The organism is Pseudoalteromonas luteoviolacea S2607, assembly GCF_001625575.1.
Lineage (GTDB): Bacteria > Pseudomonadota > Gammaproteobacteria > Enterobacterales > Alteromonadaceae > Pseudoalteromonas > Pseudoalteromonas luteoviolacea_E.
Map to the genome: position 1 here is coordinate 18,647 of NZ_AUXV01000056.1, position 16,396 is coordinate 35,042.

Sequence of the window (16,396 nt, forward strand, 5' to 3'; positions counted from 1 at the left end):
AAATTCTCATTGACCATTTTCCCTGATTGCAGGGCGTAAGAGGGTAAGCCTATGTATGTCAATGTCACGTTTTGTAAGCAAGGACGCTAAGAGTCGATTTTTCTATCCTTTCTTTTGGGTGGAATTTGGTAGCTTGATCTCAATAACTAGCCCTTGAACTGTGTTATTGTTCATAAGCTCAATGGTTCCACCTAAACGCTTTACAGCAGCGTTTACAATTGCCAGTCCTAGCCCAAACCCACCACTGATTTTGCTTCTGCTGTAGTCAAGCCTAGAAAATGGCATCATTACAAACTCAAGTTGTTCAGAGCTAATGCCAGGTCCGTCATCTTGAACTATTAACTCAATCTGTTCTGAAGACCGTCTTAGTACCGTAGTGACTTTTGACTCTGCATAGCGAGATGCGTTTGATACTATATTGTCTATGACTAGCTCAAAATAAAGGGGCAATCCTTTGAGTTCAATATTCGATTCGATTGTATTTTGGTATTGAATATTCGAATTATTTTGTTCATGAAACGCCATTCGCTCTGACATCAGGGCTGACAAATTGCAGTTCTCCAAGGCGGTATGATTCTCTGAATTTGATATTTTGGCTAAAGTTAAAATATTAAGAGATAAACTTTCTAACTCGTTCGCATAACGTTTTAACTTGCAATAGGCCTCGTCATTGTTCAGAAAGTCGTGCTTTCGCGCAACAACCTCAATAGCGAGAAAAAGTCCATTTAATGGGTTTCGTAACTCATGAGACATTGCGAATGACATAACCTTCTGCTCTTGCATTAAATTCTCAAGGTCTTCTGCCATTTTGTTCATTGTCATAAACAAAGAATAAAATGGTTCCGGCGAGGTTACATCGATACGTGTTGCTAAGTTACCTTCTCGCCAGTCTAGACTTGCTCGCTGTATTGGAGTCAAAATTCTCTTTAGCCAAGCGATTAACACAAGTAAGGCCAAGGCTATTGTAATAATAAAACCAATGACAATCGCGAACTGAAACTGCACGTTTAAAATGTCTTCTTCATCATTAAGTTGGACTTCTGTTTTTTGATAATCACTCAGTTGGTCAAATTCCTGCTCCAAGTCGATTTCTCTTACTACCAGAAAGCCATCGCCTTCAAGCAAAGGGTGAATGGATATTAAAAGATCGCGTTCAGGATCAACATAAACATCGGTTCTCTCAACTTGTGCAACAAATTCTAAAGGCGCTAAGAACGCCAAAACGGCGTCAGGCTCAAGCACATTCACTCTAAGTCCGTTCAAATCGCTTCGATTGTTTAAGCCTTGGTATTCATTGGCCGTAACATATGATGCAGCTTGCTTTGCGTCAATGACGAAAGCTTTTAATGCATACTTTTCTCCTACATGTGAAAAATAAACAATAGTAAACATAGAGATAACGACTATCGAAAGCAAAATCCCTAAGTAGAAATGCCAAAATATATGAATGCGTTTTTTCACGGTTTACCCCAATTGTTTTGCTTTTAACAAGCTTATTATCAATATTGAGTTTATTAAATTAAGGCGATGTAAGGGTTTGTATTGTTAAGTAAGATCAAGTCTTAGAGAGCATGTAGCCTTTATTACGAACCGTGACGATGATCGCGTCTCCAACAGATGTGTTTGATAGCTTTTTTCTAAGCCCAGATATTCTCATGTCGATCGCACGATCATAAGCGTCACTTTCAATTCCTCTTGAGGCCTTTGAGCATTCATCCCTTGTAACTGCCGAGCCTGCATTTTGAGCCAGCAGAAGTAGTATGTCGAACTCGGCGGTAGTCAAATTAAGCAGTTCGCCGTTGTCTAGTTTTACTGTTCTTTCATTAGGGAAAATATTTAACCCGCTGACGGATAAACAGTCAGTAGAGGCTTCACTGTTAGCAGTAACTCTGCGAAACAAAGATTCGATTCTAGCAATTAGAACATGAGGTTTCATCGGTTTTAGGACATAGTCATCCGCCCCAGCTTTGAGCAAGGCAACTTCTGAAATATCATTATCTTGCCCAGTTAAAACCAATATTGCGCCAGTATAAAACGCGCTTAGCTCTTTACATATTTGTAGCCCAGATTTACCTGGTAACATTAAATCTAGCAAGATTAAGTTTGGAGATAAGGCATTTACTGTCTCAACTGCTGCACTCCCATCTGAACAAATCTGACACTGATACCCTTCAGACTCTAATAGCATCGAAGTTAGGTCGGCCATTTCTTTATCGTCTTCGATAATCAATATGGATTTGGTCATGTTTACCTCAATCATTTTTCTTTTTATCTCAACAAGATATGACTAGAGCTTTACGATATAGTTCATCGTCGTTGAGTAGTATGCCAGTATAGAAGATGAAAAAATAACTTTCTATCTGTCACAGGTAAGCCCAATTATAAAACAAATATCTATTAATACTCTAAAGCAGAACTGGGAACAAAACCTTTAATACGCTGCGCGCATCATAGTGTTTACCAAAATAAGAGGATTTGATAATTTCAAATGAATAGAAACGACACGATGTTATTGTTTGGGGGGAGGGTTGTGATCACAAAAGTTGGATTAGGTGGAAGTTGTTACTGGTGTACAGAAGCCATTTTTAACTCTTTAAATGGAGTTTCTAAGGTCATTCAGGGTTGGGTCAACAGTTTCGGAGAACAAGATTGGTTCTCAGAAGGTATTATTATTGAGTTTGATGATGACATAATTGCGCTTTACGATCTCATCGAAATACACCTTCATACACACAGTTCAACATCAAATCACAGCCGCAGGGACAAGTATCGCAGTGCTGTATATTGCTTTGACCAACATCAACAGCAGTCAGCAATTGAGAGCTTAAAGTTACTAGGGCAGGGGTTTAGTAACCCGGTTATAACGCAAGCTCTCATGTTTAACGAATTCAAAGCTTCAAAAGAGCATTATCAAAACTACTTTTACATTGAGCCAAACCGGCCGTTTTGTAAAAATGTTATAACGCCTAAGCTTGAAAAGTTACTTAGTCAGTTTAGAGAAAAAGTAGATGAAGAAAAAGTAATCAAAGCAATATCTGATTGCTAGTTTTGTGCGTTATTTATTCAAACCCTATTTCGATTCTCATTTGTAGAATGAATGAAAGTAATAACCTCGGGATTTTTCTAAACATCATTCTTTTTAATAGAATTTTGAGCCTAATTAACACACCGTTTGATTTCTGGTTTTTAATTATGTTAAATGGCGAATAAATCAAAAAGATACCAAAATAGCCTAACAAAAAGTTAGGCCATAACAAGCTAAATTAGCTACTAACCATGGTTTTCATGAAAGTGATCTCCATGTTGGTGATGCCAGTGGCCGTCATGGTTATATTCAACTCTCCCATGTTCGACACGGCTTTTATGACCACAATCTAAACCATGGCCATGTTTATGTTTTTTGTGTGTTTTAACTTTTGCTTCGTGTGTCTCACCTGCATGACTGTGATGATCATGACCGTTATGATTATAATCAAAATGGTCTTTATGCCATTCCGCGGCGTGTCCACAGTTGTAATTGTGCGCGTGTTCATGCTGGCCGTGAGCTTTATGTTCGGTCGCAATTGCAGAGCACGAAATACCGAGTGACAATGCCAATATAATTTCCTTCATAGAGTTTCTCCTGATTGTGAGTTAATCACGTAAAACTATAGCGATTGACTGGATTTTAAACAACACGTAAAGCTAATTGCACTTTTAACAAGGTAAATTTAGCTTTACATGATATCGGCGTGTATTGGTTAAGCAGAATAGGAGTATTAGGTTTGAAATGCTAAACGATTGCACTAGATTTATATAGGCATCCTATCTCAGAAGGAAAATATATAATGTCTTGCTCACAATCACATAAACATACAGATCATGCTCATGGACCTACTTGTGGTCATACAGCTGTACGCCATGGGGACCACGTTGATTATCTTGTTGATGGAAAGTTACATCACCCGCATGGCGATCACTGCGATGAGCATGTAATCGAAGTTAGTTCTGTGAATCCAGATGAGTGTAATCACGCACATCAAACTAATGGACACAAACATGGCCCCAATTGCGGCCACGAGGCAATCCAGCATGGCGATCACGTTGACTATATTGTTGATGGTAGATTGCACCATCAACACGGTGACCACTGTGATGACCATGGACCTGTTGACATAATTTAATTGCCTTAAAAACATTATCTTTTATTTTCAAATCAGTTAAATCTTACCTTAAAGGCGTTTAACTACTGTTATTCGCCTTCATAGTATTTATATAATTTCTTTCCTAGCGTTTTTTAAATTATATATTTATAAGTTTTATTCTATGTATTATATAGATGAACAGGTCCGGATTTTACAAAATAACATTCTTAAACCGAAGTTTTAACTACTTAATCTTCTCTTTTAGTTATACAAGTTAAAGGTTAATGGTAGTGTTAATTTATGCATTTACATATAATTTTGGCCTACATTTAAAATGTGATACTAATGCAAAAGAAGCCCCAGCGGGGCTGTCATGGCAGATATCTTTAATGAGCTTATTGACATTCGAAAAGACATTTATAGATTGAGCCAATCATCTGATTTCTCTTTCCAAGTTGCTTGGTTAAGTATAGCGTTCCCTGAGTTATTGTGACCGCAAATATTAGTGCGCTGACCTCAAGTACAGTAAAAGGAGAATACATCATAACAAACGCGGTATTTACCCAACATGCAAGGGTGAGAAGCCATGCTAGTAGTAATGTTTTTTCATTTAATTTTTTATTTAATGTTTCAATATTCATACTTACACCTTAAACAGTCTTTAATTTCAAAATGGCTTTTTGCCAGTTAGTTTATGGACAACTGCGCGCATAATGGCCTTTCTACTCTCTACTACCGCAACACCCATTAAAGCTGCTGTGCACCATATTGCTCCTTCAGTTGCAATGGCTGTAACAGTCACAGCAGCCAATTGAATGCTTTTCTCTTGTGTTACGAAGAGGACGGTAAACATGACTACCCAGCTTGTTACAACGAGTGACCAGATGGTTCGAAGAAAACGCTTTTTGTTTAGGTTTTTAGTTTGGTTTAATATCCACATCAGCTTCTCCTATGAGAGTTTCAAATTTAATTTGCTTGATCTGGTTAGTCGATGAAGGAGAAACTTCATTACATATTTTTTAGCTTTATGATGGTTTTTTTAAAACTTACTAAAATTCAATAAGAAATAATTTAAAAATTTATGTAATAGATCCATAGCTGCGACGACTAATAGGAAAAAGATTTTGGAGGCTTGTATCGTTGGTCACTTTTACCAAGGACTCAGAAAAAGAAAATATCATTGCGCAGTATTGGCCGCAGATAAGCAGAGCTGCTTCAGGATATGAAAATAGACCTGCTTTATCCGATGAGCTCGCCCAAGAAATGGCGCTGTCTGTTTGGCGTTCATTAGAAAGCTATAAAGGGCAGTGCTCGATGAATACTTATGTGTATAGAGTGATTCACAATACAGCAATCGATCATATCAGGCGTAATAGCAAAATTTCAGAAGATGAATTGGATGAAACAATTATATGTGAGCACACTTCACCTGAAACGGATGCTTTAAGTGCTCAAAGGCAAAAGCAACTTTGCAGTGCTGTCAATAAATTACCACTGAGCTTAAGGCAAGTTATGCTCCTAAAGCTTGAAGATTTAAATAATGTTGAGATTAGCGAAGTATTGGGGATCAGTGACGCTAATGTTGGGATCAGGTTACATCGCGCAAAAGAACAGCTCACCAAATTATTAGCGGGGATTAATTAATGGATAACAACGAATTTGAGCAGCTGTCGTCACTTTGGCAATCAGCAGAGCAGAAGTCTTTACCGCACATGGATCAATTAATAAAGCGTCATAAAAGGCATAGTATAGTGTTGAAGGTTAATATAGCGATTGAGTTTTTGGCTGTTTTGGCGGTGAGCTGCTTTTTTGTATTTTCTTTTATCGAAAAAATGCCAGTGATTAAATTGGCTTGGGTAGGGTTCGCGACAGTGTGGGGGGTTACGTTATTTGTATTAATGAATAAAAGCCGTTTGAGCAGTCTAAAACACCTTAAAAGCGAACAAATAGCGACCTCTCTTGATGCACATATACAACTTCTCGAAAATGAAATTTTTAGATGGCGTATGAGTATAAAAGCGACTTGGATTTTTATGTTTGCAATGGGCGTGTTCGTAATGAGCAAGTGCTTGTTCTCGACCTGTAGTGCAGAAGATGGCTTACACCTTGGCGCTTCCTTTTTGGTCCTATGCGGTGCACAAGTATTTTTTATTATTAAAAATAAAACTGCCAAACGTATTTTGCATAAAATAAAGCAGTAAGCACTATAATTTATACAGACATGGCGAGTTTCAATGCTTAGTTTGTAGTTGTGAAAAAATATAGAATCAACTAACAAAGGCGCAGTAAGGCTGACCACACAATGGAAGTTTTAGGTCCACTAAATCTAGGTAAAAATGTACAAAGTTGGCCACAATATGGTTTAACTTTGTACATCGAAGGTATGTTTACGTTAGCTTAGAGGCATAATAATAAAACTAGCATTGCTGCTTTTCTTTAATTTCCGAATAGAGCAGCGCCTTTGTTGAAGATACACTAAAGCAAAAAGGAGCCTAACTTAATAATTTGTATGATTGCCACAACAGATCCGCAAATTAAAAACAACGTACCTCTATTCTGAGTCTTTTCTATACTCGAATCAGATGTGCCTTGCTTGGTTTCTCTTAAAATCTTACCTTTAAAAACCATTGCGATTGAAACTAAAAATATCACAATGGTGATTGTTATATCTGTCATCATCTCAGGTGTCATTGTTTGACCCTTATACATAATATGTTTGTCATGGTATGTGATGTGGAAAGCAACATTAAGCTGCCGCTGTGATTTGTTGCTTCACTTGAAGGCGAGCATCGTAAATCAAGTGGCGACATAAATAAAGGGAACTATCTACGTATTACGCATATACCTATGCTATTGCTTGGAAAGTGTAAAGGTTTTAAGCACATCGAACAGCATCCTCAGTTTCCCTCAGAGCAGCATAAAGTAAGCGTTGAGTAAAGAAGGTTTTTAATATCTGTGTTTTCAAATAAAGCAGGAAATATCAAGGGAGATACTTGCAAATTTCCAGGGTTAATTGCTAAACCTATTGATGCATGTTTAACAATTAACCAGTTTGATTTTGGGAGGGACCGCAGATGGCACTTAAACCTTTAACAGTCGTCGCCAAAGATGCACATATCGAATTATTTGAGAAAGAGTATGTCGGCTCGCATAACGCGCTCATTTCAAAGTTAAATGATGTCGCTTATAAGTTGCACTCAATACCCATGGAAAATCATTACATTAGGGATACTATCATCATTGAAGTATCAAAGGCTTTAATGGAAACCAAAAAGTATTTTAGATCACTTGAAGCAAATAGTCCTAGAAGTGAAGAAGCGGAAGGCAGATTAGTCATGCTATGGGGGTTAGTCGCAGCGCCAATCGGATTTATAGACAAAGATCTCGCTATTTTATGTGCATTGGAACAAGAAAATTGGCTACATCCAGATGGCTGGTCACCAGAAGAAATTAAGGAGTTTGTGGTCAAATTAGATAGCGTATCGCGCAAATTTATGAGGTTGTCTTTTCCTGTATCGGTTTGGCATTAAGAGCCTTCACTAAATTAGAAATAGCTTTTAAGCACTCTTTTCATACAGTCACATCGTGCTACGCCGACTCAGCGCATATTGGCTAGCTTATAATTATAAAGGTATTTATTGAAATATAAGATTATAAGCTAATCAATACGTTAACTTGTGTTATACATCGATGATTGAACGTGGGAAATAAGGCCGAAGGGAGACGGGTTAACGTAAGTTTAGTTTTTCTCATACAGCTTGAGCATATTCGCTCTAGATTACTTGCTGATACACAAGTGAGAGTCAGCTTTCATAGTTTACTTACTTTTTCACTTTAAGCTCATGTTTACACGAGGCTTTTTTCATGTGAGTATGAAGAGTATGAAATGTAGCCAACTTTGTCGCTTTTCGTTCACAGAGTTGGATAGATAAAACTAATAAGCTTCAAAAGGTTGTCAGATGTATAGGTTATTTTTATCTGTTTTGTTATCCATACCTTGTAGTGCACAAGCGAATAAAATGAATACGGATGAAGAGCTGACGACTAAGCTTGAAAGTATTCGTGTCCAAAATGCTATACCAGCTATGTCTGTGGCCATCATCACATCCGGCAAAGTCACATTTATCAAAGGCTTTGGCTTCGTAGACGAAGAGATGAAGAAACGCACTGGGCCAAAATCATTATTTCGTATAGCTTCAATTTCTAAGTTGTTCACCGCTCAAGCTATTATGCAGCTCGTTGAAAAAAATAAGATAGACTTGAACGAAAAAGTAGCGCGGTATTTACCAAGTTTTACAGGGAGCAGTATTACTGTTAAACAGTTACTGACTCATACCTCAGGGTTAAGTGACACAGTTAAACCGGTCAGTCATGAAAAGCAACGAACACTAAATGCATACTTAAAAGTAGTAGAAAAATCTGCTTCTAAAAGTTCTGATAATTATGACTTTGAATACAGTGACACCAATTACAATATTTTGGGAGCTATCATAAGTTCTGTTTCTGGAATGAGCTACGAAGATTACTTATACACCCATATTCTGACACCTGCCCGAATGACTAAAAGTGGTTACTTTAATGGCGAACATGCTTACTACCCAGAATCAAAACCGACGTACAAAGGTAAAATAATAGATAAGTCGCATCAGCGGCCTTATGATGTATCGTTCAACCCTAGTGAAGGCCTAATTTCAAATGTAAACGATCTTAGCCAGTGGCTTGCACTCACACTTGCCAACGACGAGTCTCTTTTGAAAAAGCAAACATACGAAGATATGTTACAGCCTCAAGTCAAAACTTCTTGGGGAGAAATACATATGGGGCTGGGGTGGCAAGTATATAAAAACTCAAACGATAATATTGCGAGGCACCCTGGAAGTATTAGAGGTTACAAGTCACTTGTTCTAACTTACCCTGATAGTAAAAATGCGTTAATAGTGCTTACAAATTCGAGCAATACGCCACGGTGGGAAATTGCAAAATCCATCACAAAAATTTTAGAACAACGTGCACAGTGGTAATAATACTTAACAAGCTTATGTAGTAAACTAATCGCGACTATAGCCAAACAATGGAGCTGTGGACAATGCTAAGAGTAATACTTTGGGTTTTACTATGTTTAGTTTTTCAATCAAGCTTGCAAGCGAAGACTTGTAATACGGTCAAATCATTAGCTTGGCTTGCTGGTAATTGGAATTCAAGTAACGACAAACATCGATTTAATGAATCATGGCAGCAAATAAGCGACGCAACCTTTGAAGGCTTAGGTTCCACTTATTCAATCGAAAAAAAGAAAATTGTCAGTTCTGAGTCTTTACGATTAGTTGAAATGGCAGGAGAGGTATTTTACCTTGCGAAAGTAGCCAGTAACAATCTGCCTATCGCTTTTAAATTAACGAGTTGTACAGCTGACTCTGCAATATTTGAAAACCCACAACATGACTTTCCCAAGAAGCTTCGTTATCAATTAACTAAAGATAAAAATATGACTGTTTTTGTTTCAGGCGACAATGGCAAAGGTTTCGCTATTAACTTCGTCGGTAAAAACGATGGCAAAACAAGCGTACATAGCAAGTAAACAACTTACTAACCTCGACTGAAGCCAGTTTCTATAGAAGGTTCCGTATTCGTAGTGGTGGGGCGGTTTTACCACCATTCCCTATAACAAATAGTCATGGACAATTACGTAAAATTCACCTTGCGAAGCCAATTTGATTAAACCACCTTCTACTGTTTTCAAAAACTCGTCATTTCTGATTATCGATAAATTGTTTAACGTTAGATAAATCACGCAAAAAACGAATTACAAAGTCCCACTGCAGCTTTCAAGCTCTGTGGCTTTTGTGTTTCGATCCCAATTAATCTGAGTGCTCCTAACACGCTTAAGTTAAGCTGCAATACAAGGAAGTTTATCTTTTTTAATTCGCATTTTGTTGTTCTTCTGAAGGCAGTGGAAGAGCATACAAATAAACAACGAGCAACTAAAGAGGGTCGATTATTTCTTGATTAAGACATGTTGTTACACATTGAAATAGAACCTGCCTAGAAATAGTTGGGGTAATTTGATACTAATTTAAAAACAAAAAATAAGATGGCCGCTAGTAGATAAGCGCATCAATCGCTCACTGTTAAATTTTTAGTAGATAAATAATTGCAATTACCTGTTGATGCTGTGAGTGTGTGTCTGAACAGAAAGCATACTTTTTCTACGGTCTTCTTAGAATTAAGAAACCAAGGAGTTGTTTAGATATGAAGTTAATAAGCAGTTTAATCGTTTTACTATTTTTTACGACAGGTTGTGTGACAAACAATGAGCACCTGAGTCGTACATCAAATCAAGAAAAACTCCGTGCGGAAGATTCAATCTTGGTCAAAGATATTGTTTTTGAAAGCGAAGGCGTAAAATTATCAGGGAACATATTTATACCAAAATATCCGCAAGCTGCAGTAGTGTTAGTGCATGGCTCTGATCCGGTACCACGTATGACGGAGTTAGCAGAGTTACTAGCTAAGAATGATTTATTGGTTTTGACGTATGACAAGCGTGGAGTTGGGGAGTCGGGTGGTGTTTATGTTGGGCCTCAGGTTGGGACCAATAATATCAGTATTGATAATTTAACGCTCTTAGCAAAAGACGCAAGTGCAGCAATAAATGTTATTCATCAAAATAACAAAGAGTTGTCTATTGGCCTTGTTGGCGCGAGCCAAGCTGGCTGGATTATTCCAATCGCCGCAGTCGAAAATCCATTAGTAGAATTTATGGTGCTATTTAGTAGCCCTACAATCACCACTTTAGAGCAACTTAGATTTCAATTCTATACCAATGGTAGAGAAGATTTTTGGGAAAATCATACGGATAAGGATGCGCTTGAGCATACTAAAAATGATCCAGATAGATACCAGTTTAAAGCCACAGATCCAAAAGATTTTTTGAATGACCTATCGATACCAGGGCTTTGGCTTTTTGGAGAAAAAGATATACAGGTTCCAGTCAAAATGTGTATGGAGGAACTTAATGTGCTCAAGGCCACGGGTAAACCATTTGAATATGTCCTGTTTCCATCGCTAGGACACAATACTAATAAAACCGAGCCACTAGATGTTGCCACACATTGGATAAAACAAAAAGTTAACTAGCAGCGGTTAAACTGGGCAGTAGCAAGCTTATGTTTAAATTTCGTAACGAGCTAGGCTATTTGATTAATAGTAAGACGTACAGTGCTGATTACCAACTCATAATAGGTCGATTTCGGCCACCTCACCCAAAATCGCATCACTTTGGGTGTGCAAAGATAAACGAATGCACGCTGCATCGTTTTTATCATTGGCAGGAATTTCCCCAATGCGACCAAGCATGCCAAGACCAAACCAAGTACGACCTAAAAAGCGCCGCTCACCAACACCGGTATGCAATAACACATCGCCACTTTTAAACGCCAAGCACACAAAATAACGGGGGCGACACTGGGCAAGCTCAGCCACCAAAGCTCGATTTAACGCTTCCATTAAAACGCCTCCCGACCTTTGATTTTCCAAACCGTCACAAAGCCGTTTTTAACCTGGGCCTCTGCTAAGCCTTGCTTGTTATCTAATAAACGAAACACGCCAGCTGGGCGCTTAAAATAAACAGGGGTATTACTGCGCATGGGCGATTCAAACTCAAGCGTACACGCCCCATGACTATCCACAACCACATACGCAGTTAACACTTTAAGCTCCGCGTTTTCACCCACACCAATCTGAATACGGTTACCGGCTTTGGCATACACCCCGTTCACAGGCAAACCAGACACATTCAACACATTGCCATCTTGATAAGGCTCTACAACACGGGCAAAACTATCTAACTCATCCTGTAAAAACCGATAATCAAAACACAAGAACTTGCCAACTGAACCGCGGCACTTGGCCAAGAACGCATCCAGTGCCAAGGCATCGGCCTCTAAAACATTGGCAAGCTCAATCTCAAACTCCCAATACGCCCCCTCAAGGTCATACACCTCAGAGGCACTATTGGTTTTACTCACGTGCAAATGACTATTGGGAACCAGCCGAAAAATGCAACGTTTTGGGGGCTTAGGTAGGGGAAGGTGCTCCATATTTTTTATCGCTCTTTGCTTTACTGTGTGAGCGAGTTTAAAAAATTAGGAGCGAGAGTTTAGGTGGTAAATGTTTTACAAGAACTGCTTGTGTAGAGTTTTTGTTTAGATTAAATTTACATAAATATTAATTTTTAGTAGTTCGAAAGGTCAATTTAACTCTTACTTCTACTTCCAATATTTAAAAGGAAATTACCTTCGATGACAAATATTCTCCCAAAGGAATTAGAGAGAAAGGTTTGGCATGTCACAAGTCTTGAAAACGCGAAAAAAATAATAGCTCATGGGAGCATTATTGCTAACCCTGATATACCAGAATCAGAGCGCTGGGGCGGCAGTTGCGAGAGCGTTCACCCGTTTGCGCGAAGCATCAATGGAATAAGCCTATTTGACCTTCGTCAAGAGAAAGCGTTAAAGAAACATCCGCTTAGCTACTTTAAACCAATGAATCTAAAAGCTCCCACAACCATTTGGTTTGAAGTGGATACTTTAGCTTTATCTGGCAACTTTCTTTCCCCTGAAGAAGCCCTAACTAAAAAGAGAAAGTTAGAGTCATATCGCCAATATATATTGGATCTTGAGGCTATTAGTCTATGCCCAATTGAAATGAGGCATATTAAGTCGGTGTTTGCTTTAGGAAAGCAAGGTAAGCTCTCTAAACTGAGCTTCAAAAGTCTTTGAAATGTATAAGAAATTCAGTTGAGGATTATTTGTGAAAGTTTATAAGTACTTACCACTCACCGATGGTTCGAAGTGCATTTTGACCGACGGCACTATGAAGTTTAGCCACCATTCAGAATTTAACGACCCCTTTGATTGTAAATTAGTATACGACATTGAGAAGTCTATGGAGTATTTAAAGTCTCGCCCCGATTTACTTAAGGAAGCCGGCAGACGTCTAAAGCTTACTCCTGCACAGAGGTTAGCTAAGAAAAAACAAATGGAACACAGCATAAGGCGCTCTTTGGAAAGCGGTGAATTCCACAATAGCGTTATCGAAAATGTCGGAATTTGTTGTCTTACTAAGAAGCCTGACAATATTTTGATGTGGTCGCATTACGCAGATAACCATAAAGGGGTTGCTATAGAGTTCAATGTCAATGATGCGTCTAATAATATCAATATGGCCAATATTGAGGAGAAACTTTTTGGTTGGGATATTGAGTACACTGACTATATGCCGAAAATTATTGCCGGAGCAAGAGATTTCGATACAGTAAAAGATGTATTTTTGAAGAAATCACTTGAATGGGCTTACGAAGCTGAATATCGAGTATTGTCCATGAAGAAAGGTCCAGGAATTCACCGGTTTGACCAACAACTAATATCCAGAGTTATAGCTGGGGTTAATATGCCAGAAAAAGATTTTCTCGAACTTTACAGATTGATCAACAAAACTGGTTTGAAAATAGAACTAGTTAGAGCAAAAATGTCAAAAACTAAGTATCAGATTCTAGTAACTTAACAAGAGCTCCTAACGTTTGTGCAATAAAATTATAAGTTCTCGGAAGTTAACTATCGATTTATGAGGATATATGTAATGGCATTATTTGAATTTCGAGCAATTGGCAATATAGTGTACGCAATAAACATGTCATTTAATAAAAGACCCTTTGTACTCAATATAGTGAACTTAATGCCCTCTGGAGGGGCTTATCTTACACTGTAAGGAAGAGTACATATGGAAAGTGACGAAAAAGTCATTGAGAAATTGAACTTACACCATGTTGGTTCTTTTCAAGACTCTTTAATTAGCAGAAAAGAGTCTATAGAAGAAACAATCGAGCTTCTAAAAGTTGAGGAAAGCTACAGTAAAAATATTAATTTATTCAATAGAACAACCAATTTATATCGCTCGACTCAAGAAGTACTAAACCCCTTAAGAGAGAGTATGATTAGGAATTCTTGCTTTACTCATGTCGAGATACTGCATAAGTCATCATCATTAGGCTTGCCTTATCAAATATTTGCAAAACACAAAAATGGACAAGAAATATTTTTTGATGGTTTATCATACCGTATAAAAACAGAGATAAAGCAAGATAAATTCAAACTCAACGACATAAACAAACTTGCCGGATACCCAAACAGAGAAGACAATGTTGTGCGTGATCTTGAGTCTTCGCTTAGAGAAGTACTTCCAAATTTACCTGAAATGACATATTCAATGTATAGCTTTTACACTTGTTACGTAGGTGACTGGGAAATGCTGGGCATTACTAATAAGGGACAAGCTCAATTACATTTGTCTGTTAATGATGAGAATATTGTAACCCTTACAGCTTTAAAGTACTCAAAAGTTGGTAAGGAATATGACCTTTTTATAGGAGATGAAAAGGCTATTCTTGAAATGAATAGCCACCACTTATTTTACATTAGAGAGTATGAAAGGTTCTCAAACCATATAGACCATTTGAGAAGTAAAATTGAGCAAGCATCTTCATGTGCATCAGATACAATGTATGATATTACAAAGTCATTCCTGAAATTTGTACCAAAATATAACTCTTGGAACAAATCAAAACCTCAAATAAGAAAGATGTACAGTATCAAAAAGAAAATATCAAAATACAATCTTCTTTCTGAGACACTGCAAAAAATAGTAAAAAATAATTCAGCAACAAGAAATGCTCCCAAGCAAATTTGGTTTGAAGAAGAACCTGATAGCGAATGGATGCAATCTTACTGGTGTAGTAACTTCTTTCATGCTGAACTGGATAATAATGAAATAAAAAACCTTAATAGTGAGCCGTCGAAACCCCTGTTCTCTTTTTCAGTGGATGAAGTATGCAATAAAGTAGAGCTGTTGAATAAAGAAGTTGATCGAACAATTAATGAAATAAGAGATTTGTTGTCAGCAATTCAAACTGAGTTTTCTATGTATGCTGTTTGGCTAGCAATAGGAGCAGTTATAGTTTCAGTATTATTTGGATTAATAAGTAGCAGTTTACAATAGCCATAAGAAGTCATCGAACCGGAAGAAAACCAATCTAACTCACACCTCTGATCGCCCTAAACACAGCCCCACGAGAGCTAATACTCTCAACAACAACAGCTTCAATCTGCCGAGCAATGTTTGCACCAATCACATTACCTTGCTCGGCGTTTGTTGCACCTTCTACTGTGATCTGATTGGTAATATTAAACACCACATTTTGACCTTCTGCTTGGCGGTTGCCTGCGTTGTAGTGTCTGGCCATATGGCTGATTTCGACGCTTTGTTTTGGTGAAAGGACTCGTTCGCCGCGCTGTAGTACGTAAGTGCACGTAGTCTAGGCCGCCGTGTGCAATACCAGCGGGTTGTTGTGATTTAATCATCCGAACTTGTTGCATACCCATGGCAATGGCCGCAGCGGCAGCGGCTGCTCCAAGGGCTGGACCGACGATTGGAATAGGTGCCAATGCCGCAAACGATCCGGTTGCCGATTCATAGGTTTTGATTAAGGCTTGGGTTATTGCAAAGGCTTTGTAGAGTTTAAATGCGGTTTTACTTTGTCCTGCCATGGCTTTAAAGCCTGCCGCGCCAAGGCCAATTACTGCAGAGGTCTTTTCTCGGGCATTTTTCGTCTCCCAGTTTGCAAATTGCATTAAATGTTGTTGCATGGCACCGGAATTACGGGTGCGCGCCTGCATCAATCGTTCTTGGTGTGCGTGTTCATCGGCTTCCCTTTGGCTATGGAAGCCTCTGGCCGCGTTTAGTAATGGGATGAAACTAGGGAAATGCAGGGCGCTTCAATCCAAAATTTAGTAAGACGCTTTAAATTGACCAGACAAATGATCAACTTAGATGCCGCACCGATTAAAAAGATGGAGTTGAAGTTGTAAAATTAAATTCATCCTTCGTTGTTTGGTGTGAGGACTGCTTTCATTGATTCTTACTTGAGTATGGCTTATCAGATTTTATTTTCGCGAAGGCAAAAATGTTCGAAAACAAACTCCCGCCCTAACTCATTCTTGGACATAAACGCGTTAGAGAGGAAGGGGCAGTGTACCAGTAGCGGTAGTTCTTAACGCCCCACTAAGCGGCTGCTAAAATTGTGTAGGCAAGCGGAACCGAGCAAGCTGTTAGCAGTCCCGTCTTAAGCAACTTGTTAGGTGTATAAACCACCAGTCCTTTTAAATAAAAATATAAAAAACAATACAATAGAAATAATTGTAGATAAAGGTAAAAGT

20 protein-coding genes are annotated in these 16,396 nt (G+C 38.3%); 11 read left to right on the top strand and 9 right to left on the bottom strand.

Features of this window, described 5'->3' with window-relative positions:
* Nucleotides 1-102: 102 nt before the first annotated feature.
* Together N480_RS17170 and N480_RS17175 are read right to left on the bottom strand one after the other, a co-directional pair.
* On the bottom strand, nt 103-1,461 hold the full coding sequence (locus tag N480_RS17170; RefSeq protein WP_155732886.1) for a sensor histidine kinase: 1,359 nt from the start codon (nt 1,459-1,461) through the stop codon (nt 103-105).
* A gap of 94 nt (nt 1,462-1,555) precedes the next feature.
* The gene (locus N480_RS17175) at nt 1,556-2,245 is read right to left on the bottom strand and encodes a response regulator transcription factor (RefSeq protein ID WP_063374225.1); all 690 of its coding nucleotides are present in this window, start codon (nt 2,243-2,245) and stop codon (nt 1,556-1,558) included.
* A 285-nt stretch (nt 2,246-2,530) separates the two neighbouring features.
* Here N480_RS17175 and N480_RS17180 point away from each other — a divergent pair, with 285 nt between their 5' ends.
* Nucleotides 2,531-3,046 carry a peptide-methionine (S)-S-oxide reductase gene (locus tag N480_RS17180; RefSeq protein WP_331245799.1) on the top strand — a complete coding sequence of 172 codons (516 nt, stop codon included), beginning with the start codon at nt 2,531-2,533 and terminating at the stop codon, nt 3,044-3,046.
* Nucleotides 3,047-3,270: 224 nt separating this feature from the next.
* On the opposite strand, the gene N480_RS17185 is transcribed toward N480_RS17180, so the two are convergent.
* Nucleotides 3,271-3,612 (bottom strand): hypothetical protein, encoded by a 342-nt coding sequence (locus N480_RS17185; protein ID WP_063373675.1) that lies wholly within the window; start codon nt 3,610-3,612, stop codon nt 3,271-3,273.
* A gap of 215 nt (nt 3,613-3,827) precedes the next feature.
* On the opposite strand from N480_RS17185, the gene N480_RS17190 reads away from it, so the two are divergent.
* The gene (locus N480_RS17190) at nt 3,828-4,163 is read left to right on the top strand and encodes a hypothetical protein (RefSeq protein ID WP_063373676.1); all 336 of its coding nucleotides are present in this window, start codon (nt 3,828-3,830) and stop codon (nt 4,161-4,163) included.
* Nucleotides 4,164-4,791: 628 nt separating this feature from the next.
* Here the strand turns inward: N480_RS17190 and N480_RS17200 are convergent.
* Complete coding sequence (locus N480_RS17200; RefSeq protein ID WP_063373678.1) at nt 4,792-5,064, bottom strand: hypothetical protein; 273 nt, start codon at nt 5,062-5,064, stop codon at nt 4,792-4,794.
* A gap of 200 nt (nt 5,065-5,264) precedes the next feature.
* Between N480_RS17200 and N480_RS17205 the strand changes: the two genes are divergently transcribed.
* Together N480_RS17205 and N480_RS17210 are read left to right on the top strand one after the other, a co-directional pair.
* Nucleotides 5,265-5,768, top strand: coding sequence for an RNA polymerase sigma factor (locus N480_RS17205; RefSeq protein ID WP_063373679.1), 504 nt, complete (start codon nt 5,265-5,267; stop codon nt 5,766-5,768).
* A complete protein-coding gene (locus N480_RS17210; RefSeq protein ID WP_063373680.1) occupies nt 5,768-6,325 on the top strand; it encodes a hypothetical protein in 558 nt (185 codons plus the stop codon). The genes N480_RS17205 and N480_RS17210 overlap by 1 nt, the downstream gene beginning before the upstream one ends.
* A 274-nt stretch (nt 6,326-6,599) precedes the next feature.
* Here N480_RS17210 and N480_RS17215 read toward each other — a convergent pair whose 3' ends face one another.
* Entirely contained in the window at nt 6,600-6,815 is a 216-nt protein-coding gene (locus N480_RS17215; RefSeq protein WP_063373681.1) for a hypothetical protein, read from the bottom strand.
* Between the two features lie 383 nt (nt 6,816-7,198).
* On the opposite strand from N480_RS17215, the gene N480_RS17220 reads away from it, so the two are divergent.
* From N480_RS17220 to N480_RS17235, 4 genes are all read left to right on the top strand, one after another.
* Nucleotides 7,199-7,654 carry a hypothetical protein gene (locus N480_RS17220; RefSeq protein ID WP_063373682.1) on the top strand — a complete coding sequence of 152 codons (456 nt, stop codon included), beginning with the start codon at nt 7,199-7,201 and terminating at the stop codon, nt 7,652-7,654.
* 429 nt (nt 7,655-8,083) lie between these two features.
* Nucleotides 8,084-9,145, top strand: coding sequence for a serine hydrolase domain-containing protein (locus tag N480_RS17225; protein ID WP_063373683.1), 1,062 nt, complete (start codon nt 8,084-8,086; stop codon nt 9,143-9,145).
* 65 nt (nt 9,146-9,210) lie between these two features.
* On the top strand, nt 9,211-9,702 hold the full coding sequence (locus N480_RS17230; RefSeq protein ID WP_063373684.1) for a DUF6265 family protein: 492 nt from the start codon (nt 9,211-9,213) through the stop codon (nt 9,700-9,702).
* 671 nt (nt 9,703-10,373) lie between these two features.
* Complete coding sequence (locus N480_RS17235; protein ID WP_063373685.1) at nt 10,374-11,261, top strand: alpha/beta hydrolase family protein; 888 nt, start codon at nt 10,374-10,376, stop codon at nt 11,259-11,261.
* Between the two features lie 96 nt (nt 11,262-11,357).
* On the opposite strand, the gene N480_RS17240 is transcribed toward N480_RS17235, so the two are convergent.
* On the bottom strand, nt 11,358-11,630 hold the full coding sequence (locus N480_RS17240; RefSeq protein ID WP_063373686.1) for a hypothetical protein: 273 nt from the start codon (nt 11,628-11,630) through the stop codon (nt 11,358-11,360).
* Nucleotides 11,630-12,151 (bottom strand): hypothetical protein, encoded by a 522-nt coding sequence (locus tag N480_RS17245; protein ID WP_231102278.1) that lies wholly within the window; start codon nt 12,149-12,151, stop codon nt 11,630-11,632. Before N480_RS17245 ends, N480_RS17240 begins: the two co-directional genes overlap by 1 nt.
* Before the next feature lie 273 nt (nt 12,152-12,424).
* On the opposite strand from N480_RS17245, the gene N480_RS17250 reads away from it, so the two are divergent.
* The 3 genes from N480_RS17250 (at nt 12,425) to N480_RS17260 (ending at nt 15,179) form a co-directional block, all read left to right on the top strand.
* Nucleotides 12,425-12,904: a hypothetical protein gene (locus tag N480_RS17250; protein ID WP_063373688.1), complete on the top strand. Its 480-nt coding sequence runs from the start codon at nt 12,425-12,427 to the stop codon at nt 12,902-12,904.
* Nucleotides 12,905-12,935: 31 nt separating this feature from the next.
* Nucleotides 12,936-13,688: a DUF2971 domain-containing protein gene (locus tag N480_RS17255; RefSeq protein ID WP_063373689.1), complete on the top strand. Its 753-nt coding sequence runs from the start codon at nt 12,936-12,938 to the stop codon at nt 13,686-13,688.
* Between the two features lie 216 nt (nt 13,689-13,904).
* A complete protein-coding gene (locus N480_RS17260; RefSeq protein WP_063373690.1) occupies nt 13,905-15,179 on the top strand; it encodes a hypothetical protein in 1,275 nt (424 codons plus the stop codon).
* Nucleotides 15,180-15,213: 34 nt separating this feature from the next.
* Here N480_RS17260 and N480_RS25410 read toward each other — a convergent pair whose 3' ends face one another.
* A complete protein-coding gene (locus N480_RS25410) occupies nt 15,214-15,375 on the bottom strand; it encodes a hypothetical protein (protein ID WP_196761515.1) in 162 nt (53 codons plus the stop codon).
* Nucleotides 15,365-15,856 (bottom strand): hypothetical protein, encoded by a 492-nt coding sequence (locus N480_RS17265; protein WP_063373691.1) that lies wholly within the window; start codon nt 15,854-15,856, stop codon nt 15,365-15,367. Before N480_RS17265 ends, N480_RS25410 begins: the two co-directional genes overlap by 11 nt.
* Nucleotides 15,857-16,396 lie beyond the last annotated feature (540 nt).

Excerpts from the sequence above, each read along its gene's own strand:
- N480_RS17175 (WP_063374225.1), bottom strand. The coding sequence starts at position 2,245 with ATGACCAAATCCATATTGATTATCGAAGACGATAAAGAAATGGCCGAC.
- N480_RS17185 (WP_063373675.1), bottom strand. The coding sequence starts at position 3,612 with ATGAAGGAAATTATATTGGCATTGTCACTCGGTATTTCGTGCTCTGCA.
- N480_RS17190 (WP_063373676.1), top strand. The coding sequence starts at position 3,828 with ATGTCTTGCTCACAATCACATAAACATACAGATCATGCTCATGGACCT.
- N480_RS17200 (WP_063373678.1), bottom strand. The coding sequence starts at position 5,064 with ATGTGGATATTAAACCAAACTAAAAACCTAAACAAAAAGCGTTTTCTT.
- N480_RS17210 (WP_063373680.1), top strand. The coding sequence starts at position 5,768 with ATGGATAACAACGAATTTGAGCAGCTGTCGTCACTTTGGCAATCAGCA.
- N480_RS17215 (WP_063373681.1), bottom strand. The coding sequence starts at position 6,815 with ATGACACCTGAGATGATGACAGATATAACAATCACCATTGTGATATTT.
- N480_RS17220 (WP_063373682.1), top strand. The coding sequence starts at position 7,199 with ATGGCACTTAAACCTTTAACAGTCGTCGCCAAAGATGCACATATCGAA.
- N480_RS17225 (WP_063373683.1), top strand. The coding sequence starts at position 8,084 with ATGTATAGGTTATTTTTATCTGTTTTGTTATCCATACCTTGTAGTGCA.
- N480_RS17230 (WP_063373684.1), top strand. The coding sequence starts at position 9,211 with ATGCTAAGAGTAATACTTTGGGTTTTACTATGTTTAGTTTTTCAATCA.
- N480_RS17235 (WP_063373685.1), top strand. The coding sequence starts at position 10,374 with ATGAAGTTAATAAGCAGTTTAATCGTTTTACTATTTTTTACGACAGGT.
- N480_RS17240 (WP_063373686.1), bottom strand. The coding sequence starts at position 11,630 with ATGGAAGCGTTAAATCGAGCTTTGGTGGCTGAGCTTGCCCAGTGTCGC.
- N480_RS17250 (WP_063373688.1), top strand. The coding sequence starts at position 12,425 with ATGACAAATATTCTCCCAAAGGAATTAGAGAGAAAGGTTTGGCATGTC.
- N480_RS17260 (WP_063373690.1), top strand. The coding sequence starts at position 13,905 with ATGGAAAGTGACGAAAAAGTCATTGAGAAATTGAACTTACACCATGTT.
- N480_RS17265 (WP_063373691.1), bottom strand. The coding sequence starts at position 15,856 with ATGCAGGCGCGCACCCGTAATTCCGGTGCCATGCAACAACATTTAATG.